Source organism: Vibrio sp. SCSIO 43097 (assembly GCF_023650755.1).
In the GTDB taxonomy this organism is placed as follows: domain Bacteria; phylum Pseudomonadota; class Gammaproteobacteria; order Enterobacterales; family Vibrionaceae; genus Vibrio; species Vibrio alginolyticus.
Genome location: NZ_CP071841.1, coordinates 825,454 through 848,277 on the forward strand (window position 1 = coordinate 825,454; position 22,824 = coordinate 848,277).

Annotated in this window: 16 protein-coding genes and 1 pseudogene; 8 read left to right on the plus strand and 9 right to left on the minus strand. The window is 46.0% G+C overall.

The window, feature by feature from the left end; all coding sequences use genetic code 11:
* The first annotated feature begins 19 nt into the window (after nucleotides 1-19).
* Both J4N40_RS20005 and J4N40_RS20010 read left to right on the plus strand, forming a co-directional pair.
* Nucleotides 20-2,440, plus strand: coding sequence for a GH92 family glycosyl hydrolase (locus J4N40_RS20005; RefSeq protein ID WP_171346237.1), 2,421 nt, complete (start codon nucleotides 20-22; stop codon nucleotides 2,438-2,440).
* 47 nt (nucleotides 2,441-2,487) lie between these two features.
* Nucleotides 2,488-5,196: a GH92 family glycosyl hydrolase gene (locus tag J4N40_RS20010; protein WP_250654686.1), complete on the plus strand. Its 2,709-nt coding sequence runs from the start codon at nucleotides 2,488-2,490 to the stop codon at nucleotides 5,194-5,196.
* A gap of 364 nt (nucleotides 5,197-5,560) precedes the next feature.
* Here J4N40_RS20010 and J4N40_RS20015 read toward each other — a convergent pair.
* From J4N40_RS20015 to J4N40_RS20045, 7 genes and pseudogenes are all read right to left on the minus strand, one after another.
* A pseudogene (locus J4N40_RS20015) lies at nucleotides 5,561-5,741 on the minus strand (IS5/IS1182 family transposase); the annotation flags it as partial.
* 207 nt (nucleotides 5,742-5,948) lie between these two features.
* Nucleotides 5,949-6,359: a TnsB C-terminal domain-containing protein gene (locus tag J4N40_RS20020; RefSeq protein WP_225452424.1), complete on the minus strand. Its 411-nt coding sequence runs from the start codon at nucleotides 6,357-6,359 to the stop codon at nucleotides 5,949-5,951.
* A 1,177-nt stretch (nucleotides 6,360-7,536) separates the two neighbouring features.
* The gene (locus J4N40_RS20025; protein ID WP_005373458.1) at nucleotides 7,537-8,580 is read right to left on the minus strand and encodes a GMP reductase; all 1,044 of its coding nucleotides are present in this window, start codon (nucleotides 8,578-8,580) and stop codon (nucleotides 7,537-7,539) included.
* Between the two features lie 436 nt (nucleotides 8,581-9,016).
* Nucleotides 9,017-10,558 carry an NAD(P)H-hydrate dehydratase gene (locus J4N40_RS20030; RefSeq protein ID WP_115386550.1) on the minus strand — a complete coding sequence of 514 codons (1,542 nt, stop codon included), beginning with the start codon at nucleotides 10,556-10,558 and terminating at the stop codon, nucleotides 9,017-9,019.
* 86 nt (nucleotides 10,559-10,644) lie between these two features.
* Entirely contained in the window at nucleotides 10,645-11,082 is a 438-nt protein-coding gene (locus J4N40_RS20035; protein ID WP_005373463.1) for a PAS domain-containing protein, read from the minus strand.
* Nucleotides 11,082-12,086, minus strand: a complete 1,005-nt coding sequence (locus J4N40_RS20040) for a response regulator (protein WP_005373466.1) — start codon at nucleotides 12,084-12,086, stop codon at nucleotides 11,082-11,084. Before J4N40_RS20040 ends, J4N40_RS20035 begins: the two co-directional genes overlap by 1 nt.
* Before the next feature lie 367 nt (nucleotides 12,087-12,453).
* Nucleotides 12,454-13,362: an aldo/keto reductase gene (locus tag J4N40_RS20045; protein ID WP_005387688.1), complete on the minus strand. Its 909-nt coding sequence runs from the start codon at nucleotides 13,360-13,362 to the stop codon at nucleotides 12,454-12,456.
* Nucleotides 13,363-13,457: 95 nt separating this feature from the next.
* Between J4N40_RS20045 and J4N40_RS20050 the strand changes: the two genes are divergently transcribed.
* Nucleotides 13,458-13,871, plus strand: coding sequence for a helix-turn-helix domain-containing protein (locus J4N40_RS20050; protein WP_005387686.1), 414 nt, complete (start codon nucleotides 13,458-13,460; stop codon nucleotides 13,869-13,871).
* Here J4N40_RS20050 and J4N40_RS20055 read toward each other — a convergent pair.
* The gene (locus J4N40_RS20055; RefSeq protein WP_005373472.1) at nucleotides 13,852-14,466 is read right to left on the minus strand and encodes a hypothetical protein; all 615 of its coding nucleotides are present in this window, start codon (nucleotides 14,464-14,466) and stop codon (nucleotides 13,852-13,854) included. The two genes, J4N40_RS20050 and J4N40_RS20055, sit on opposite strands and share 20 nt — an antisense overlap.
* Nucleotides 14,467-14,936: 470 nt before the next feature.
* Here J4N40_RS20055 and clcA point away from each other — a divergent pair, with 470 nt between their 5' ends.
* Nucleotides 14,937-16,340, plus strand: a complete 1,404-nt coding sequence (clcA, locus tag J4N40_RS20060; RefSeq protein ID WP_005373473.1) for a H(+)/Cl(-) exchange transporter ClcA — start codon at nucleotides 14,937-14,939, stop codon at nucleotides 16,338-16,340.
* Between the two features lie 243 nt (nucleotides 16,341-16,583).
* Nucleotides 16,584-17,549, plus strand: coding sequence for a TDT family transporter (locus tag J4N40_RS20065; protein ID WP_115386549.1), 966 nt, complete (start codon nucleotides 16,584-16,586; stop codon nucleotides 17,547-17,549).
* A gap of 45 nt (nucleotides 17,550-17,594) precedes the next feature.
* Here J4N40_RS20065 and folE read toward each other — a convergent pair whose 3' ends face one another.
* The gene (folE, locus tag J4N40_RS20070; protein ID WP_005373478.1) at nucleotides 17,595-18,248 is read right to left on the minus strand and encodes a GTP cyclohydrolase I FolE; all 654 of its coding nucleotides are present in this window, start codon (nucleotides 18,246-18,248) and stop codon (nucleotides 17,595-17,597) included.
* 287 nt (nucleotides 18,249-18,535) lie between these two features.
* Between folE and moeA the strand changes: the two genes are divergently transcribed.
* From moeA to J4N40_RS20085, 3 genes are all read left to right on the plus strand, one after another.
* A complete protein-coding gene (gene moeA / locus J4N40_RS20075; RefSeq protein ID WP_171346094.1) occupies nucleotides 18,536-19,771 on the plus strand; it encodes a molybdopterin molybdotransferase MoeA in 1,236 nt (411 codons plus the stop codon).
* A gap of 9 nt (nucleotides 19,772-19,780) precedes the next feature.
* The gene (gene moeB, locus J4N40_RS20080) at nucleotides 19,781-20,530 is read left to right on the plus strand and encodes a molybdopterin-synthase adenylyltransferase MoeB (protein ID WP_213906155.1); all 750 of its coding nucleotides are present in this window, start codon (nucleotides 19,781-19,783) and stop codon (nucleotides 20,528-20,530) included.
* 176 nt (nucleotides 20,531-20,706) lie between these two features.
* Nucleotides 20,707-22,812, plus strand: coding sequence for an LruC domain-containing protein (locus tag J4N40_RS20085; protein ID WP_250654687.1), 2,106 nt, complete (start codon nucleotides 20,707-20,709; stop codon nucleotides 22,810-22,812).
* The last annotated feature ends 12 nt before the right edge of the window (nucleotides 22,813-22,824 follow it).

Below are 22,824 nucleotides of genomic sequence, written 5' to 3' on the forward strand. Positions count from 1 at the left end.
ACGACAAAACGGTATGCACATGTTTAAACGTAATCTTATCTCTTTGGCTATCCTGGTTGGTCTGACGGGTGGCTTGGCTGGCTGTAACAGTGACAACGATTCTTCCTCTTCACTACCGGGCGATCCAATTGTTGATCTTGCGGTATTGAAATACGTCGATCCAATGATCGGCACAGCAGCTTCAGGTCATACGTTCCCGGGCGCGACGGTACCGGCAGGTATGGTTCAACTGTCTCCAGATACTTTCATCGGCTCTAACACTGATCACGAGTCAGGGCTTAACCCTTGGCACTCGGCATCTGGCTACTGGGATTCATCCAACTACGAAACTGGCGAAGTAGTTAACACTGACGTTCCGCTGTACGGCTTCTCCCATACTCACCTTTCAGGTACAGGCGCAACAGACTTAGGCGACATCTTGGTTCTGCCATACGCAGACATGGCGAACACACAGCTAAACTCTTTCGACAAAGCCAATGAAGAAGCAAGCGCAGGCTACTACAAAACCAAGCTAAACCAAGGTCAAATCGAAGTAGAACTGAGCGCAACCAAACGCGTTGGTTTGCACAAATACACCTTTGCTGATGGCGCTGACCGTAACGTGAAGTTCGATTTAGGTCATACCCTAATGAACAACAACGGCAAGTCTTTGAAGAACAAAGTAGAAGTGGTGGACGAATACACCATTCGCGGTCGTAAAACATCAACAGGCTGGTTCCAAGGGCAAGACCACCAAGGTCAAGACATCTTCTTCTACGCTAAATTCAACCAACCAATCGCCAAGGCACTGTTAGGCGAACAAGATCTAGAACCAACGCGCGAAATGCGCAATGGCGCGGTTTACTCAGGCGATGATCTGACGGCTTACCTAAACTTCGGCACAGGCGAAGAACCAATTGAAATCCGCGTGGGTATCTCTCCTGTTAACTGGCAAGGCGCACAGAAAAACTTAGAAGCGGAAGCACCAAGTTTCGACCTAGCACAAGTGAAAGAAGACGCGGAAGACGCGTGGGCTGAGAAGCTAGCGAAAATCAAAGTTGAAGGCGGCACTGACGCAGAGAAAACCAACTTCTACACTGGCATGTACCACATGATGATCGCGCCAATCGAGTTCTACGATGTGGATGGTCAATACGTGGATATGCTTGGCACGGTGCGCACACTGAAAGATGGCGACACACCAAACTACTCGATTTACTCAACGTGGGATACGTTCCGCGCGGTTCATCCAATGTGGACCATCATCGACCCAGATCAAGCAACGCTATACGTGAAAGACTTGATTCGTAAATCCAACGACGAGTTTGGTTTACTGCCGAAGTGGGAAGGTCACGGCTCAGAAACTGGCACCATGATCGGCTACCCATCGGCAGCAATTCTAGGCGATGCGGTGACCAAAGGCTTGATTGATGCTGAGCAAGCTTACACCGCGTCAGTAAAATCAGCACGTTACACACCGCATGAATACCCACAGATTCATGACGACATCCTAAGCTCACTTATGGCAGGTCAGTTGAACTACCACGAGAAAGAACAGTGTGTTCGTTACCCGAACTGGAACTCAGTGTCGTACTCGTTGGAATTCTCCTTCTACGATTGGACGATCGCAGAAATGGCAAAAGCTGCTGGCGATATGGACGCGTATGAAGAGCTCAAAGCTCGTTCTTACAACTCTTTGAAACACTGGGATGCAAAAGCAGGTAACGCAGACGGCACGGGCTTCTTCGTACCAACAGAGCTGAAAGAAGGCGACCCATGTGCACTGAAATACGCTTCAACTGACTTCGACCCATACAAGTCTGACGCGTTCTACTACACAGAAGGTAACGCGTGGCAGTGGCAATGGGCGTTCATGCAAGACTTGGACAAACTGACTGAAATCATGGGCGGCACGCAAGGTTTGAACGAGAAGCTGAATAACCTATTTACTGCCGATCCAAATGGCGGCGAAGCGCACCAAGACATGACAGGCTACATCGGTCAGTACATTCACGGTAACGAACCTTCGCACCACGTCATCTACTTGTACAACCGTACTGAAGAGTCTTACAAGGCGCAGGAATACCTAGACCAAGTTTACGACCAGTTCTACAAACCGACGCCAGACGGCATCATCGGTAACGAAGACGTAGGTCAAATGTCGGCGTGGTACTTGATGTCAGCACTGGGCTTCTACCAAATCTCGCCAACCGATCCAACCTACAGCATCGGTCGTCCAATCTTCGACAAAGCGACGGTAGACATTGGCTCTGGCACCTTCACGGTAACGGCTGAGAACAACGGTCCAGACAACATGTACATCAAAGAAGTGACCATCAACGGTAAGCCACTGGATGTTTACAACACCTTCCAGCACAGCGAATTCAAAGCAGGCGGCGAACTGCACTTCGTGATGACAGCTGACAAGCCTGAAGCAATGCAAGCCAACCTAGGCGAATAATGATTTTGAGGGGACCTCGTGTCCCCTTTTCTCGTGGAATAAAAACAATGAAACTAAAAAGAACCCTACTCTCTACCGCAGTGTTAACCGCCATGCTTGGTCTTGCTGGTTGTGGCAGCGACTCTGATCCAGAAACTCCGGTTATCTCTACCCCTACTTTGGAATTCGTTGATACCTTGATCGGCACTAAAGGTCTTGGCAACGTTAACCCGTCTCCAGTTATGCCAGAAGGTATGATTCAGCCATCACCAGATAACTTCGATCCAAACGGTTGGAATGGCAAAGGTTCACCTGTCGAATACGATCCTGTGCACAGCCTGCTTTCTGGCTTCTCAATGACCCACATTTCCGGCGCAGGTAAAGGCGACCTAAACGACTTCGCTTTCTTGCCATATACAGGCTTCAATACCGATGCCGTGACCATAGATAAAAGCTCGGAAGTGGCAGAGGTTGGTTACTACTCGGTTGACCTTGTAGAAACTGGCGTAAAAGCTGAACTGTCGGCAACCGACCGCGTGGCGTTCCAACGTTACACCTTCAAACCGGGTGAAGACCGCAAAGTACGTATCGACCTGCAACACGAACTGTTGGAGCAATACGGCAACCACTCTCGCAGCATCTACTACAAACGCGTTAACGATACCACAGTCGTAGGCGCGCGTACCTCAAACGAATGGGGTCAATGGCAAACCGTGTTCTTCGCAGCAGAATTCTCTGATCCAATCATCGAAGAAAACCTGTACACCAAGCTGGCTTCTGAAAGCAAACTGACTCCAACTGACGCGACTGAAGTCGGCTTGGAAGATTACCGCGGCTACGCAGAGCACAAACCAATGCCGGGCGAACCAGAACCTGATCTAGAACGTTTGGCAAAACGCGCAAACGATGTCCTAACGCATTTGAACTTTGGCAAGAGCGATGAGCCATTGGTGGTCAAAGTAGCGATTTCTGGCACTGGCGTTGACGGCGCACTGAAAAACCTAGAAGCAGACACTAACGGCTGGGACTTCGACAACGTCGTACAACAAAACCGCGTGGCTTGGGAAAACATCCTTGGCGAGTTTGAACTAGAAGGCGGCAACAAAGCCGACAAAACCATGTTCTACACCTCGCTCTACCGTACGTTTGTAGCTCCATTCCTATACCAAGACGTGGATGGCAAATACCGTGGCATGGATGGCAAAGTGCACCAAGCAGAAGATGGCTTAGTGAACTACTCAGTGTACTCAATGTGGGATACCTTCCGCGCCGCGCACCCACTGAAAACCATCATCGATAAAGACCGCGCGATTGAACACGCACGCGATCTATTGAACAAATATCAAACGGGCGGCGTACTACCAAAATGGGAACTGCACTCGGATTACACCGGTGAAATGGTCGGTCATCCTGCGGTCTCGGTTATTGCCGATATCATGGTCAAACACCCAGAAGCCTTTACCGCAGCTGAGTTTGATTTGGCACTGAAAGCCGCTGACGAAACAGTCAACTTCAACCTTGATAAAACAGAGAGCTGGGTGCCTTACCAAGACGCTTGGAACGGTGACAAACGCTTCACGGTCATGACACGTCATAACGACTACCAAGAAGACGTTGGCTTTATTCCAGCTAACACTAAATGGGCACCGGACTCTGGTGACAAACCGGGTTATGTTGAAGGCTTAAAAGTCGATAAATACGACGAGCTTGTGAACGAGTCTGTGTCTTACGGTCTTGAGAACGCATACTACGACTGGTGTATCGCTCAGATCGCTAAACTTGCGGGCAACGACCAACAGTACGACCGCTACATGGCACGCTCAGAATCGTTCAAGAACTACTTCGATTACAACCCAGAGCAATACGGCAAACTGCAAGACACCAAAGGCAACGCATTGGGTGCGACGGGCTTTATGCGTCCGGCTTACATGAACAGCGGCAGCAAGGTTTGGGCAAACAACCTGAAAGCAGAATGTTTGGACGAGAACATGGCGCTGTCTATCCCAGACGGTATGGACTACAACGCCTGTAAAGACCGCAAAGCACTCAACGAAAGTGACGTGTTCTGGCCTTACCGCGCCGAGCACCGTGGTGAAGACTTCACCGAAGGCAATACATGGCAATGGACATGGTTTGCACCGCACAACTTGAACGGTCTGGCTAACGTGATGGGCGGCGAGCACATCGACCGTACTGACTTCTCTCTTCCTGAAAACGTAACCGAACAAGGCAAAGCGGCATTCCTCGCTAACTTGAATGCGCTGTTTAATGCGGACTCCAACGCCGATACGAGCCAATCACACGACATGTCGGGTTACATCGGTCAGTTCGTGATGGGTAACGAGCCTGATCACCACGTACCTTACCTATACAACTGGACGGCAGAACCTTGGAAGACACAACAAGTCGTCGACCACATTCTGGATGACATGTATTTCGCTGCGCCAGAAGGCGTCATTGGTAACGAAGACGTGGGCGCAATGTCCGCTTGGTATGTGATGTCTGCATTAGGCTTCTACCAAGTGAACGCAGCAGAACCTATTTACACTGTGGGTCGTCCGCTATTCGACAAAGCCGTGATTCCGGTGAAAGGCGGCACGTTCACCATCACCACAGAGAACAACGCCGATGACAACATGTACATCAAGTCTGTCACCATCAATGGCAAAGCGTTGGATAACGGTTTCTTCTTCGACCATTCCGAGTTCAAACCGGGTGGTGAGTTGCACTTCGTGATGACGGGCGAGCAATCTGAAGCGATGAAAGCGCCTCAATAAGCTTCACTTGAAATGTATTCCTCAGGCTAAAATAGCTTGAAGAATACAGGGGGATTTGATGTGATGAACGTATCTCCTATCTAGCTTCGTTGCGCCAAACTAATGGCGCACTTAGTATGAGTAGAAGTAACGGACAGCGTGTTGACAAAATCGGTCGAACCTTTCCAATGCTGAATTCTGCGATTTGATCTCATATGTAGATAGTTCAAGTCTCAACTCTATCTTAATGCACTTAGTAGCTTTGATGTGATCTTCGCACCTCCCTTCTAGCACCGTTGTACCAAACTAATGGTGCAACCAGTAAGAACAGGAGTAATCATCATGTCTATTAACGTTGTCGCATCGATATAACCAAAAACCTCTTTCAAGTATGCGTGTTGAGTGCTTTGATAATGGCGTATGCCTCCCCAACTTGTGCGTTGTAATTTCGAAGCGTGAGTGAAGCGCCTAGTAGTTGTTTTACGCGATACATAGCGGTCTCCGACGATGAAGGCCTGTGGTAACCATACTTTCGTTCCCACTTTTTTCGAACCATAGAGCTTTTGGTAAGAAAACAACTTCTCAATGTTTCACCTGAGCATAATCGCACCGTCAGCAATATTAATTATGTGTTAGTTAAATTGGTCAAGAGCGGTTCAACTTCAGTTGCAGTCGAAATATTGGAATCAATCTTAACTGTAGGTATGGAAGTCACGGACTTAGGTTATTTATCTAATGAGTTACTGAGCAAACATCGAGATTTACTTAACCACCTAATTACAAGGTGGTTCAAACCCTAGGTAAAAACCAATAACAACTTTGCTGTAACAATCAACTAATTGAGTAAGCCAAGGCCGGCCCAATGACTTGCAATGCTCTTCATGTACAACAAAGCGTTCCACCACCGTATGATCTATTTCTACCCTCTCAAAGACGTAAAAACTCAACATCTTTTTCCCCATCCGACGAAACTCTATTTTCACGACTCGCTCCCCCTTCTCCGCGGTCAGTAATTCGAAAGGGGCCTTCTTTTTAACCCGTTTCCGAAGGGATTCATAAGTTGGGTATTTGTACTTCGTTCCATTGTTCAGATTATGCTGACGTAATTGCCTTCGCACGCGCTTGTAGGCCCTTCTGATACGCGCTTTTCGCCCAAAGATAACTTTTTCTACAGCTTGTTTCATCAAAGCATCAACGAATGTTAGTTCTAGACTTTACTATTACCCTTATCTTTATTCCTTGGATCTATATGATCAGATACTCTGAAAACCAACCACCGGTGTATTGATATTGCACTTGGAATAATCCTGTCATATAACCGTTGTAGTACAACACGATGTGGTTCAATAGTCTTTGGAATGATTTTTCGCACTTACAGTGCTAAATAACGAAGAATGCTTAGACGAAAAGTAATTTGAGTGGCTATATTGTCAGGAAATGCAGATATATCTCGATATGTTTCTTCATCAACATCGCTGGTATCGACACCCTCTCATTTGGCTCAGGCTTTTCTTGCTGAAGTGCCGACTTCCGATGAAAACTCGAGAACGATTTCTTAGGCATAACAACCCAATTCAGATTCGAGAGGAGGTGAGGTCTCTAAGCTTGTTTTCAGTAGGCTTCGAGAGAGCAAATCACACAGGAATGGAAATATTTTTCTTCCATTTAGACAGAGGTGATGTCCTAAACTTTTCGCTGTTTGGGTACCATTCAGTTTTAACATCGTAAGGAGAGTTTGATGAAAGTGGTTCGGTTATCTCTTGAGGAATATCGATGCAAAAGTTTAAGGTTGCTAGAGATAACCTCATCCAGTATTTCTTCCTCTGTAACCAGTTCTAGATCCAAACCTAACGCAAACGCGCCTTGTACTTTTGCTTCCCATTCACATTGAAATGCCGATTTTGAACTCTCCATATCGGATTTTACTTTATACAGCGTATATTCACCGGTATCAAACTGATACTAGAAAGTCTGGAACATAGGTATGGGTTTTGCTATTGAAGCAGTATGAAAGCCGTATCGGCTAGGAGCAAAAACGAACGATGCTAAGCTCGAAATCAAAATGATAACAAGCGGCACATTCTAAAATGATTCTACCGTGACTCTTTTTCCCATCTTAGCACTGACGTAACGGTGTATGTTTTTCACGTGATTTAGTTTAGTTTCGAGCAGGAGTGTCAAACGCAGTTTCAAGTTAAAGCAGGCTGGCTGTAGAAGGGGAAGGTAAAGCAGACATAAAACTGCCTCTTCAAAAATGTCATAAACATAAAAAGCAATAGACTTATGAAGAGGCAATATCAAATTATGGTTGCACCAAGTATCAATATATGGTTGCTTTTACACTTTTTACATTCAGTCGATTTACTCTTTACCGAACACGTTGTTCTCTTGTTCTTGAACGCGGATGAATGTAGTACGCTTGGTTAGCTCTTTAAGCTTTGCTGCACCTACGTATGTACATGTTGAGCGAACGCCGCCAAGGATGTCTTGAATAGTGCCGTGAACACTACCACGGTATGGCAATAATACGGTTTTACCTTCGGCCGCACGGTAGCCAGCGACACCACCTGAGTGCTTGTCCATCGCGCTCTTCGACGACATGCCATAGAATTTCATGAACTTCTCGCCGTCTTTCTCGATCACTTCGCCGCCTGACTCTTCGTGACCCGCTAGCATCCCACCTAGCATTACGAAATCCGCGCCACCACCGAATGCTTTCGCTACGTCACCCGCACAAGAACAGCCACCGTCACCGACGATCATGCCACCAAGGCCGTGCGCTGCATCACCACACTCGATGATTGCAGAAAGCTGCGGGTAACCAACACCCGTTTTTACACGAGTTGTACATACAGAGCCTGGGCCGATACCCACTTTAACGATGTCTGCACCAGCTAGGATTAGCTCTTCACACATATCACCAGTAACCACGTTGCCTGCAGAAATGACCTTGTCTGGGAACTCTGCTCGCACGCGTTCAACATACTCGACCAAATGCTCTGAGTAACCATTTGCAATGTCGATACAAATGAAAATAAATTCATCTGAAAGTGCCATGATGTCTTTGGTTTTTTGGAAGTCTGCATCAGATGTTCCCGTAGACACCATAACGTTATTCATGGTTACTTTATCTGCTGATTTAGCAAACTCAGCCCAATCTTCTACCGTGTAATGTTTGTGAACAGCGGTCATTACACCATGCTCAGCCAGCGCTTTAGCCATTGCAAAGCTACCAACCGAATCCATGTTTGCTGCGATTACTGGCACACCAGACCATTGACGACCACTATGCTTGAATGTAAAATCGCGGGTTAAATTTACTTGAGAACGGCTCTTAAGGGTAGAACGTTTCGGGCGAAACAGTACATCTTTAAAACCTAACTTAAGTTCTTGTTCGATACGCATTGTGTAATTCCTTGATTCATATGTATATGTGTCATTTCAGAGTGCGTAGTGACTTCGTTGGCAGACGAGTTCACTGTTCTTCGGACACAAAAAAACCGGAGCGTTGGCAGACGCTCCGGTTTTCAGCATTATAGGCTGTGATTTATTTCCTACAAGTCTGATATTTGAATTTTTTTTGTGATACCATCTTGAAAATCGCATATCAAAAACGCTCCCCAAGTTACCAAAACCTCTTATTATTTATAACTATCAACAACTTGAGAAAACACTTAAGTTAACCCATTGCGCAAACCTTTGCGTCATATCTTAAAAATTAAAACGCATCACCTCTCAAATCTGCCTAAAACTCAATCACCTAATACTAAGATGCCCTGCTAATTCGTAAAAAAGTACTCAAAAAAATCGACCAATTTTCTCAGCAATGCATGAAATCTAATTAATTTCGATAGAGCTCTTGGGTGATAGCGGTACGAAGAGTGCTAACGACATCACTTGCCAAAAGACCAATTTGACCATTCTGACTCACGTTTATATCAGCAGCATGACTGTGAAGTACCACACCTAAACGTGCGGCAACAGAAATTGGTAAACCTTTGGCTAGTAATGCACCAATGACTCCAGATAACACATCTCCCATTCCCCCCGTCGCCATTCCGGCGTTACCCGCTAGACAGACGTACATTCTCGTTCCATCGTAAATAAGCGTCCCCGCGCCTTTTAAAACCACTACACCGCCATAACGCTCTTGCAGTTGTCTTGCAGCAGAGTATCGGTCACTTTCTATTTGTTGAATGGTTACATTTAGTAGTCGAGCTGCCTCTCCAGGATGCGGCGTGATCACTCGATGGTTGTCGCACACTAGAGTGCCATCGCATCGCTGGCTCAGCATCGCTAGAATATTGAGGCCATCAGCATCAACAACTTTAGGTTTCTGCTCTTGAGCCAGATATTGATAGGCTTGATAAGCCCACTCATCATCTCCAAAGCCAGGACCAAACACTAATACGTCAGCCCAGCGTATGCGTTTAGTTAAGTCGTTCTCAGTATCCCTGAGCAAGTCAGTGGTGATGCTCTGGCTCATTACTTCTGGGCAACCAACCTGCAGTGGAATAAGGCTACTCGTGTGAGTAATTGCGGCAGTTAAACCCGCTCCGGCTCTAATCGCAGCGGAGGAACATAAACGAATCGCCCCAGACATCCCTTGATTGCCACCAACACAAAGCAACTTCCCGTTGTCACCTTTATGGACCGTTGGATTTGGCTTGGGCATTAATCTTGAAACAACCTGATGATCAATACCTAATGCACTTTCTACTTCGATAGTATCAAACTTAGTATTGACGCCTAAACCACAAAAGTAGAGCTCGCCAACTCGATCTCTCGCTTGTCCAGTGCATAAGCCTTGCTTAACCCCAATAAAGGTTACAGTATGCTCGGCACGAATAGCATCACCTAAAACTGCACCTGTATTAGCACACAGACCAGAAGGAACGTCGACTGCAATCACAGGGGTATGAATTTGATTAATTTGGTCAATATAGCGACGATACTCCGAACGAACCTCACCGCTTAAACCAGTACCTAACATGGCATCAATGATCACATCCGCCTCTAGCAATGCGGTATTCCATTCATCCCAATCATTGTTAACACCGTCGATTGACTGCCAATCTTGGTATGCGCGCAAAGCATCACCTTTTAGCGCAGATACATCACCAATTTGGAAAACATGTACATTGAGTTGAGCTTGTTTCGCAAGAGATGCAAATACGTAACCATCGCCACCGTTATTCCCTTTACCGCAAATCACTAAGATATTTTTTGATTTAGGATACAGATGTAAAAAGCGCTCATACACGGCCATACCAGCGCGTTGCATTAAGCTATACATAGAAACACCAGCCATTTGCGCAGCCAGCGTTTCACCGTTTTTTACTTGCTCTGCGGTGTAGAGTTTTAGGGCGAGATTAAAGTCCATATTCACGTTCTACGCATTGGGAAACACAATTATAAGTATACAAAAAAGCCAAGGCGGACCTTGGCTTTTGAGAAAGTTTTTTATCGCTATTGATTCTGAGACATCAGAGCTTCAGCCGTCGCGTCTTGTATAGACAAAAACAACGAGTTGATTTTTCCAGTCGGTGTGCGCATTGGGTTCAACGTAACATTCTGGTACATAAACTCCGCTTGCTGCGTGACTGGTCGAACATTGCGACAGCAAAATAAGTAAGGTCGTTGTCGCCATGTGATGAAGCTGCGACAGCCTAGGTCATACACTGGTTTTGTTTTTAATTTAAACCACTCCTGTGGGATTTCAGGGAAGATATCAAATATAGAACGACCTATCGCATCATGAGACTGCAAACCACTGTGATGAGTCATAAACCCATTCCAGACCTGTACATTGTAATCTCGATCAATGACCACTAAGCCCATGTCGACGTTTTGTACCATATCCACCATCCAATGGAATTGTTCAAACTCTGCTGGCATATTCAACATTAGAACTCCTCCATTAGATAAGACAGTTTGTTATCAAGCAGCGGCAAGGATTCATCCACAAACATAAACAACAAGTCACAACGAATCGACGTCCCTTCAATGTTGTAGCTCACTTCGAATGTCATCGTGCGGCTGAATGCTCCAGTTGTAGATTCAATGATCGAGTCAATTGAGATATGCTGACCAAGGAGTACTGGTGGACTTTGGAAGAATCGGACTTCAGACTGCTCGCCTAAACCATTTAAGAACGACCCCACCAAAATATTAGAAATATCCATTAGCAGCTCAAGCTCTTCTAACTCTTCGCTGTCTGCTGGTACTTTCATCAACTTTTTGAGATCAGATACGCTTGAGTCACTCAAGATCACTAGCGCTTCGCCAGCAATACCTTCGCCACAAAATCCCTGACAAACACCCGATACGTTGTCATGCGACGCCAAGTCGCGTAGGGCCATGTGAAGTTCGCTCACTTCAAAGATATTGACGTTCGGCAAAGGTAGTTGCACAAACACATCAAAGTGACGCGCCAACGCATCGGCTGCTCGACCAATTGAAACGTTAGCCACTTCCATGTAAATATCGCGACGACGTAAAATCGGTAACTCAATAGAGACAGGCGTGATAATTTGAGGACGAGGTTCTGGCTCGACCAACTCTTTAAGCGCCTTCTTGAGTTCATCTTTGGCGATCGGTTTTTGAATAAACGCTTTTGCACCCAGTGCGAACACGCGCTCTTTCGCTTTAGGTTGGATATCCCCCGACACCACAACCACCGGAGTTTTATCCCCCAACCGTTGCATGTGCTCTAGTGTTTCAAAGCCATCCATTTCTGGCATGGTCAAATCAAGAAACATCAATTTAAACTCGTTTTTTTCGAGTTCTTCTAGCGCGTTTTTTCCGTGGATAGCAAACGTAATATCGGCATTCAATGTGGCTGGTAGTGATCTCGCCATCTGTTTGCGTGCTAACGCTGAATCATCACAGATGAGTACGGGAAAAGACATTCAATCACCTTTTTATATTCCACAATCTGCGCCGGAGTCTAACAGATTGTTACAGCATGTAATACGAGAAAACTGACGAGTTTTTTATTTCTTTATTATTCGATAAGCATACGCAATATGAATGAATGAGTGAACAAAATGACTAAAAAGCAAGCATCACATTCGCTGTTTAGTGACATAAAACAAACATGGGTAAAACTCCTCCACCCAAAGTAAGCAAAAAGTTGCAGCTAACATCCAAAGCCCATTTTTGCTCGAATTTCATTCTTTCCATTTCCATAATGGGTAAACAGTAACGCGCTAAAACTAAAAAGGCACCCTACTAGAGGATGCCTTTAATAATAATTTCATCGATAAGATATCAATTCTATGGCACACCATGACCTTTAGAAGCCACCCATACGCGATACCATTGCTCTCGAGTAAGTTCGATGTTCAATGCATTAACTGCAGTTTGCACACGCTCGATTTTACCAGAGCCAATGATTGGAATAGGGTTAGATGGCAAACGACGTACCCAGGCATAAATTACTTGGTCAATACTCGCTGCGCCCACTTCTTCACGAATTGCTTCTAATTCGTTACGGACACGAACAGCTTGCTCACTGTCACCACTAAAAATTGAACCACCACCGAGGCAAGACCAAGCCATTGGTCGCGTGCGCAACATTTGCATTTGATCAAGCGTTCCATCGTGAGCAACCTCAAAGTTAAGTGGGTTGATTTCCACTTGGTTAGTAACCAACGGCTTACCTAAGCGAGATTGCAGCAGTTCAAACTGGCGTGGAGTGAAGTTAGACACGCCAAAGTGCTTCACTTTGCCGACTTTATGAAGCTCAGAAAATGCTTCTGCAACCTCGTCTGCATCCATTAACACGTCAGGACGATGAATTAAAAGTACGTCGATTTCATCCACATTCAAACGTTCTAGCGAGTTATTCACCGATTGGTAGATATGTGCTGAGCTCGTGTCGTAGTGATTGATCTTACGCTCTGGCGTTTTATCGCCACACAAATTGATGTCGCATTTCGTCACGATCTGAATTTGCTCACGAACACTCTTGTCTAAAGCTAGCGCTTCACCAAACAACGCCTCACACTCGTAATTACCGTAGATGTCGGCGTGATCGACTGTCGTAATGCCTAACTCAATGTGTTGCTTGAGGAATGACAAACGCTCTTGAGCCGTCATTCCCCACTCAACTGCACGCCAATATCCTTGAACCAGCTCTGAGAACTCTGGGCCTTTTGGTGCAGTTACTACTTTTGCAACCATGGGTTTTCTCCTTCAATTGATCTGCATTCATCGTAGTCTTGTTTTCGTACCGGCTCAACGGGTAAACTTTCGCAATTCGAACTGGAGTACGAAATATGTCTTTTGCCCAACGCCTAGCCACCCTGATCGGAGAAGAAAGCATCAGCGGGTTCGCTCGACGCGTCGATGTGTCTGAAGCTTTAATACGCAAATACCTTAAAGGCAGTGAACCTAGCCTAACCAAAGCAAATCAAATTGCAATGCGCGCCAATTGCTCTCTCGAATGGTTAGCAACGGGATGTGGTTATCTATATCGCCGTGCTGAAGTCGTGGATATGGATGCGTACAAACTTGCCTTTCAACACGTTATGAATCAGCCGTTGTCAGACGATGCAGAAGAGCTACACCGCAAGCTAATCGCAGGCTATCAATACCTGCGCGCTCACAAAAAATCGGATGGTTTTTTGGACGAATCTGCAATGGCGACCTTCCTATCTCTCCATAAAGAATCTAAAAACGAGTCACTTTGACCTCGATAATTTCGCCATCACTGCGCAATTGCACATTTAAGGACGGTGATGGCGTCAGAAACTCGTCCGGTTTTACCCAAAGCAAACTTCGAATCGTTTCTTGTGGATAGCGGTTCATCAACAAAATAACTTCTTTATCGACAAGCTCGGAAGATTTCTTTTCCAGAGCTTCAACGACATCATAGTGTTCTTGTCCGATAGTAACTCTGCGTAAAACTAACCCATCCTTTCTTAAGTTGAGAAGTAAGTCATTCAGACGCTGCCACTCGTATTCAGTAAGAAACGAGAACTGAGCACTTTCTCTTCTCAAAATCACTTCACCATACAAGTGCTGCTGGTAGTACGAAAAATCATCCAAACAAAATGCGCTGATAAACGTTGAGTTGTCTCGCAACTGCACTTCGCAACCATACCAGCTTCCACTTTTTTCTATACGTTCTTTTAGATTGGAATATGGCATTGCTGACAACGTGTCTTGCCACCAGCTCGGCGTTGAAAGTGCCGGAAACGTTACCGAACAACAACATAAAGAAAGTAAGAGTCGAAGATAAAAGCGCATGCACTGCTCTAGTTGGTTGACATCGAACCAAGACATTACTGACTGCAAGAAAATGTTCAAGAGAAAAATAGTGGCAGGTGGCGATGAAAGTTATGGTGATGAAAGTTATAACGCAGAAATTAAGAAGGCGCACATGTGCGTGCGCCTCTACCTCGTTACTCAATCGTGAGTGTGCGAATCGGCGATGTCTATTGATGCATCCCGGACATAAAACGAGGACTTACCGTAGGGTTTGAATCCATCCAAATTGTGTGTAAAACCTCACATCCCTCCTTCTGAAGCAGTCATGTTGCTTTACATTTAAAGCATGGTTCATTTTTCTCAAAAAACAAGTTTTTTATCCTAAATTATGAGAGCAATAGCACAATCTGAGTGAATGAATAATATCGCGACACTTCGAACACTCAATAGTGAAAAGCTAAATTGCATCTTTATTGATTAGGTCTAGACTCTGCGAAGCGTATACTTTCTTTCGTACCTTCCCCCAGCAACAGGAGAGCTTGTTAATGACCAAACGCGAGAGAATTGTGAAATCTGTGTTAGCGCACGTACCGAAAGATGCGATTAACCAGTTTGTCTCTCGAGGGTCAACACCATTTTCTGTTCTCATTATGGCCGCCATTGTGGGTACGTTGGCTGGTTTTGTCGGTACGTATTTCGAGCTTGCCGTTCATTTCGTTTCTGAAACACGAACAGAATGGTTAAGAAGCGAAATTGGTAATGTTCTACCATTGTGGCTGGCAGCGGTTCTCATTAGCGCACTTTTAGCTTTTATTGGCTATTTTCTTGTGCACCGCTTTGCGCCAGAAGCGGCAGGCTCTGGTATTCCTGAAATCGAAGGGGCAATGGATAATATTCGTCCAGTGCGCTGGTGGCGAGTTCTACCAGTAAAATTCTTCGGCGGCATGGGCGCACTTGGCTCAGGTATGGTGCTGGGTCGTGAAGGCCCAACCGTTCAAATGGGGGGCGCTGTTGGTCGAATGGTGACCGATATATTCCGCGTAAAGGATGACGATACCCGCCACTCCCTGCTCGCGTCTGGTGCTGCTGGTGGTTTGGCTGCGGCCTTTAATGCCCCACTCGCAGGCATTATGTTCGTTGTGGAGGAAATGCGACCTCAGTTTCGCTACTCTTTGATCTCAATTCGTGCAGTGATCATTTCTGCCATTATGGCGAACATAGTGTTTCGCGCCATCAACGGGCAAGACGCCGTTATCACTATGCCGCAATACCAGTCGCCAGAGCTTCAAACCCTATGGCTATTTTTATTGCTTGGCGCATTGTTTGGCGTGTTTGGCGTGATCTTCAACAAACTGATTACCGTGGCACAAGACAGTTTTGTCGCAATTCACAAAAACGATCGTAAGCGCTACTTGATTGTGGGTTCGTTACTGGGAGGCGTGTTTGGCTTGCTTCTTTTGTACGTACCCCAACTAACTGGTGGTGGTATCGGCCTTATTCCTGACATTACTAACGGTAACTACTCGGTATCCATTTTAGTTTTGCTTTTCTTTGGTCGTGTAATTACAACCCTGCTCTGTTTTGGTTCTGGTGCGCCGGGAGGCATCTTTGCACCTATGCTTGCTCTGGGAACCTTATTTGGTTATGCGTTCGGAGCAAGTGCTGATGTCTTGCTCCCTGCGCTTGATATCGAGCCTGGTGTATTTGCGATTGCGGGCATGGGTGCCCTGTTTGCTGCAACGGTACGTGCACCGATTACTGGTATTCTGTTAGTGATTGAAATGACGAATAACTACTACTTAATCCTGCCATTGATCATTACTTGTTTGGGCGCTGTGATTATTGCTCAATTGTTGGGTGGACAACCTATTTACAGCCAGCTGCTGCATCGCACAATCAAAAACGAAAAGTTACGCCAGCAGGATCTACCGGAGAATCAATCAACATAACATTCTCTTTGTTATCACTTCGCTCCAGACTATCGAAGGGTTTGGAGCGATAAACTCTGCATTTTTACATCTTTTCCCAAATATTCGATACCAAACTCACAAAATTATCATTCTCTGATATTTGCTCACCACCTTTCATGAGAAACCCCTCTCCATACTTGTTAGTATTCGCTATTTAAATAGAGCATTTCATCCAAATCGTCATGTTTTGTTTCATTCAGGCAAAAATCAAATGGAGTAGATTTGAACTGGAGAAGACTTGTGCAGTTTTATAGTGTCCCGCCGTCTCAAGCCGCGTTGGCACTAGGTATGATAGGTTTAGGGCAAGCTTGGGCACTCTATGTTCCTGAGATTGGTGAACCGATACGCCCATTTTTGGCGTCACTCGGCGCACTTTTACTCGCCCCTGTACTCATAAAATATGCCGCTAATCCACGATTATTCATGGTCGACATTCGTCACCCGCTGAGTGGTAGTTTAATGGCACCAATGAGTATGGCGTTACTGATCCTTGCAGATTATCTTGCCGCTGTAGCGCCTATCATCGCTTATCCACTTTGGTTTATGGCGCTTTTGCTGCATTTTACTATGATGGTGCTGTTTTTTAGCTTTCAGCTAATGAACTTCAAAATGTCCAATATCGTACCGAGTTGGTTTCTTTATCCGGTGGGGCTGATCAGTAGTTCACTAGCCGGTTCTCAACTAGGTCACAACTTATTCTCCGAAACGTTAGCGATGATGTGCATCGGCATTTATTTCTTCATGCTGCCACTCGTGTTGTATCGTTTAGTGTTTTTCGGCTCTCTACCAAGGCGAGCAAGACCGACCCTCGCGATTATGGCCGCGCCGGTAAACTTGTCATTAGCAGCATACTTGGTGAACTTTCCCTTACCTGATCCGATACTAACAGGCGCATTGGCAGGGATCGCCATCACTATGACTTTATTGATCTACTTATGTTACTTCCGCTTACTTCGCTTGAAGTTTCAACCTTCTATCGCGGCAGTAACCTTTCCTTCCGTGATCAGCGCTATCGCAATGCATCGCTTAACCTCTTTTTTTGCCGAATCGCACCCTCAATGGCACTGGCTGCACGACTTTGGTTTTCTAGAGCTCAGTATCGCGACTGTATTGGTTGTTTGGGTATCGGCAGGTTACGTCAAAATGTATTGGCCAGAAATCATGAAGTCATTTTCTAAACAAGCATAAAAAAAGGATGGCGTTTGCCATCCTCTTAGAATAGTGCTTGGTTACCTAGCGTAAACCGTGCAGAAACTCGGCACGCGTTGCTGGGTTGCTTTTGAAGATACCGCCCAATGCTGTTGTCGTCGTTTCGCTGGTTGCATCCATCACACCGCGAGATTTCACGCAGTAGTGTGTTGCGTCAATCGTCACTGCCACATCATCGGACTCAAGCAACGTTTGAAGTGCAACAAGAATTTGCTGAGTCATACGCTCTTGAACTTGTGGACGCTGGGCAAAGAAGCGAACGATACGGTTGATCTTTGACAGGCCAATGATCTTGCCACGTGGAATGTAAGCCACAGCAGCCTTGCCATCGATGGTCACAAGGTGGTGTTCACAAGTGCTGGTCACCGTGATGTCCTTCACGCGAACCATCTCGCTCACGTTCATCTTGTTCTCAATCACCGTGATTTTAGGAAAGTTGGAGTAATCCAGACCAGAGAAGATTTCGTCAACGTACATCTTAGCAATGCGGTGAGGGGTTTCTTCTAGGCTATCGTCAGTGAGGTCAAGTTGAAGTAGACCTAAGATCTCACGCATGTGGTGTTCGATCTTCTCTTTCTTCTCTTCACGACTTACGTTGTTTGGACGCATTGGCGTTTCCAAACCGCGTTGCTCTAGCGCTTCTTTTACTAACTTCGCTGACTCGCTAAGACCTGACATTCCACTTCCTCTTTTGTTTTACTTCAGCCTTCGTACAAACCCAATCAAAATTGCATTCATACTTTTCGCTTTGAGTTGCTCAGTTCGTGTCTTTACACCAAGTCACATCAGATGAAGGTACTGAGCTGATTTTCTTGAGCTCCGCAGGTTTTTTACCCCTTTTGGATGGCTGACAAGGATACTCGGATTTTTGAATAATTACACCCATATTTTATAGGTGGACATTCTTACTCAGTCCCCTTTTATGGTAAAGTTGCCACAAAACAAAAGAACACAGGATTTTCTCAATGGGCTGCTGCGACGCACCTGGCTTGATGCCAATTGAAGAAGCGATGGACAAAATGTTATCGCGAATCAAACCTATCCAAACAACGCTTTCTCTTCCACTTGCAGACGCACTCGGTTTTGTACTGGCAGAAGACATTTTGTCTCCTATTCACGTACCACCATTCGATAACTCAGCAATGGATGGCTACGCTATTCGCATTCAAGATCTTGAGTCATCTTCTGTATTGCCTCTGGCAGGTAAATCATTTGCAGGACAACCTTTTGAAGGTGAATGGCCTCAAGGTACCTGTGTTCGCATCATGACTGGCGCAAAAATCCCACAGGGTTGTGATGCCGTTATCATGCAAGAAAATACTGAAGTGACAGATGATGGCATTCAGTTCAACCAAACCGACGTGAAGCTACAAAACAACATCCGCCCAACAGGTGACGACATCAAGCAAGGCGACATCGTACTTGCAAAAGGTGCACGTTTGACACCTCGCGATATTCCGATGATTGCGTCTCTTGGTATAAGCCATGTGACAGTAGTACGTAAGCCAAAAGTTGCTTTCTTCTCTACTGGTGATGAACTTAAACCACTGGGCGAGCCGCTAGACGAAGGCCAAATCTACGATAGCAACCGTTACGGTATTAAACCACTTATCGAGAACTTCGGTTGTGAAGCCGTTGATCTTGGCATCATTCCAGATTGCCCAGAGACTCTGAAAGCAACTTTTGAGAAAGCACAAACATTGGCAGATGTGGTCGTGACCTCAGGCGGTGTCAGTGTGGGCGAAGCGGATTACACCAAAGACATTCTTGAAGAACTTGGTGAAATCGGTTTCTGGAAGCTAGCAATCAAGCCGGGTAAACCTTTCGCGTTTGGTAAGCTAAGTACAGCTTGGTTCTGTGGTCTGCCAGGTAACCCGGTTTCTGCAGTCCTTACTATGTACGTGCTTGTCCAACCAATGCTGGCAAAACTTGCAGGCCACACCGAATGGAAAGCACCCGAGTCTATTCCGGCAACAACCAAAACCGCCTTTAAGAAAGCGCCAGGCCGTACCGATTACCAACGTGGTATCTATACATTGGAAGATGGCAAGTTTGTCGTTGAAACAACCGGTAACCAAAGCTCTGGCGCATTCCGCTCAATGAGCCTAGCGAACTGTTTTGTTGTCTTGGAACGTGAGCGCGGCCGAGTTGAAGTGGGCGAAACGGTTCAGGTTCAACTATTCAACTCAACCCTTTACTAGGAAGACGTTGTGGACATTCTTTCCGATCAGGAAATGTTGCGTTACAACCGCCAAATCATTCTTCGTCAATTCGACTTTGATGGGCAAGAAGCACTCAAACAAGCATCGGTACTGATGCTTGGTGCTGGCGGTTTAGGCTGCGCATCAAGCCAATATTTGGCCACTGCTGGTGTCGGTAAAATTACGCTGATTGATGATGATATCGTCGAGTTGTCTAATCTTCAGCGACAAGTTCTGCACCACGATGCGGATATTGGTCGTAAGAAGGTCGAATCGGCTGCTGATGCACTACGCGAACTTAACCCGCACATCATTGTAGATACCATCGAAAAACGTCTTGATGATACAGAGCTAAAAAGCTTGATCGAACAGCACACAATTGTTGTTGATGCATCAGATAACGTCGATACGCGCAATCAACTTAACCGCCTATGTTTTGCGACTAAAACACCGCTAATTTCAGGCGCGGCTATTCGTATGGAAGGCCAAGTGAGCGTGTTTACTTATGATGACCCAGCGCAACCATGTTACCAGTGCTTAAGTGCCCTCTTCGGCAGCGGTGCGTTAAGTTGTGTCGAAGCCGGAGTCATGGCGCCTGTTGTGGGTATTGTTGGCGCAGTACAGGCGATGGAGGCGATTAAAGTGATTGCTGATTACGGCCAACCAAAGAAAGGCAAAATTCTGATTTTGGATGCGCTCAGCATGTCTTGGCGAGAAATGAATCTGATGAAAATGCCCACCTGTCCGGTTTGTAGTTAGCTCTAAACCTCTAATCATTCCCAAAAAGCCCAACTCGATGTTGGGCTTTTTTCTCATTTTGACAATCAGATTTAAAACCCTTCTCCTTACAAATATTAAATCCATAAAATTCAACCACTTAAAAGTTGGCACATTCCTTTCATTGCATATATCACGAACCAATGAGAGGGCGAATTATGAAAAGGACATCACTACTACTTGGGTCTCTAATAGCGAGCGCTTATGCACAAGCGGCGCCATTTGACACATGCCCAAGCAAAGCATACCTATTCCAATCAACCCCGGTTCAAATCTATGGCGTCAATTTGGTTACAGGTTCTACGACTCTTTTAGAGGACGACACAGGTTTGGCTTCGGGCATCAACGGTGTAGGCTTTAACTTCACTGACCGTTATATCTACGGCTACGACACCACAAACAAAAAGATTGTTCGTCTTGGTCAAGACTTCCAAGCAGAGACGCTTAATGTTTCGGGTCTTCCAACCGACCACACCTTTTACGTAGGTGACGTTTACAACCACGTCTACTACTTGTACCGCAAAGGCAAAGGACTTTTCTCCATTGACCTTTCTCCGCTCGATTCTGATCCAAATGCGACATTGAGCATCGTGAAAATTAGTTCAACAGCGACTGTGAACCTAACCGACTTTGCATTCCATCCAGGCGACGGTTCCCTTTACGGCATCGACAATAACTCTGGAGTGCTGTACCAGTTCAACCCATCGAATGGTAATACGACTGCGATAGGCGACACTGGCGAGTTAGGCACATTTGGTGCTGGCTACTTCGATGTAAACGGAAACTACTACGTGTCACGTAACCAAGATGGCAAAATCTATCGCGTTGACCTTTCGGAAGGTAACGCAGCCAATATCGCAGCAGGTATCGTTCCTGCGGTTGAGTTTGTGTCTAACGGTCCAAGCTCAAGCCAAAATGATGGCGCACGTTGTGCAAATGCTCCAGTGATTGACGAAGACGAGCCAATCGATTTTGGTGATGCTCCAGACAGCTACCACACAACACTTGCGTCAAATGGTCCTCGCCACGAGGTGGACGGTGTAACTTGGCTTGGTTCTGTCGCGCCAGATGGTGATGCCGACGGTCAAGCAAACGACAACTCTGTTGGCACCGCTGATGAAGATGGTGTTGGTTTTGTATCCGCACTTGACCCAGGCTTAAGTTCAATTGTGAATGTGACGGCTTCCACTTCTGGCTACCTATCAGCATGGTTTGACTGGAACCGCGATGGTGACTTTAATGATGAAGGCGAACAAGTCTTTACTGACCAACTACTGTCTGCGGGTAATAATCCCCTACCGTTTGTCGTTTCAACCGCTGCAACTGAAGGTTCAAGCTGGAGCCGATTCCGCTTTAGCCAACAAACCGGATTAAACTACGATGGTGGTTCGACATCTGGTGAGGTGGAAGATTACCCAATTACCATCACTGGTAATGGCTACTCAGTGGAATATTTCCCGAGTGCAGAAGATTACGCCACCGTCGCTTACGAAGATAACTGGCCATACACCGCAGACTACGATATGAACGATGTGGTCGTGAAATTCCGCATCACTGAAACCAGTCTTGCTGGTCATGTTGAGAATATTCAAATTACTGGTGACCTAGCGGCTTACGGCGCAAGTTACAAAAATGGCTTCGCAATCCGACTACCGGGTGTTTTAAGACGCTCGATTGAAAACGGACTAACAACGCTCTCCTTCAATGGTGTAGAACAAGCATCTAATGGCTTGGAAAGTATTTCTGATGAAGCCATTTTCATCATCAGTGAAGACTTAAGCACACACGCGGCGAGCAGCTGTAGCTACTTCCGTACCGAGTCTGGCTGTGATGATAACGTTTCACTCACCTTTACCTTGAATGTGTACTTCACTGAAGGCTCTGACCGTTCAGCAATTCAAGCCATGCCATACGACCCGTTCATCTTTGCAACACCAGGCACTTACCATGGCGATGGTATTACTTTCCAACCAGGGCGTAAGTGGGAAGTTCACTTAGCAGACCAAGCACCAACAGAACAGTTTGATGACCAAAACCTCTTCGGTGTCGGCGTCGATGCAAGTGACCCTGCGCAAGGTGTGTACTTCAAAACAGCAAACAACTTACCTTGGGCACTGTTGATAGTAGAAGATTGGGATTGGCCGCTAGAGCGTGTAGACATGGTCGATGCATACCCTCAATTCCAAACTTGGGCTGAGTCTGGTGGCGAACGAAGCACAGATTGGCACACCGCTCCAACACCTAACAAATGCTACATTCCATAGGGAGATAACATT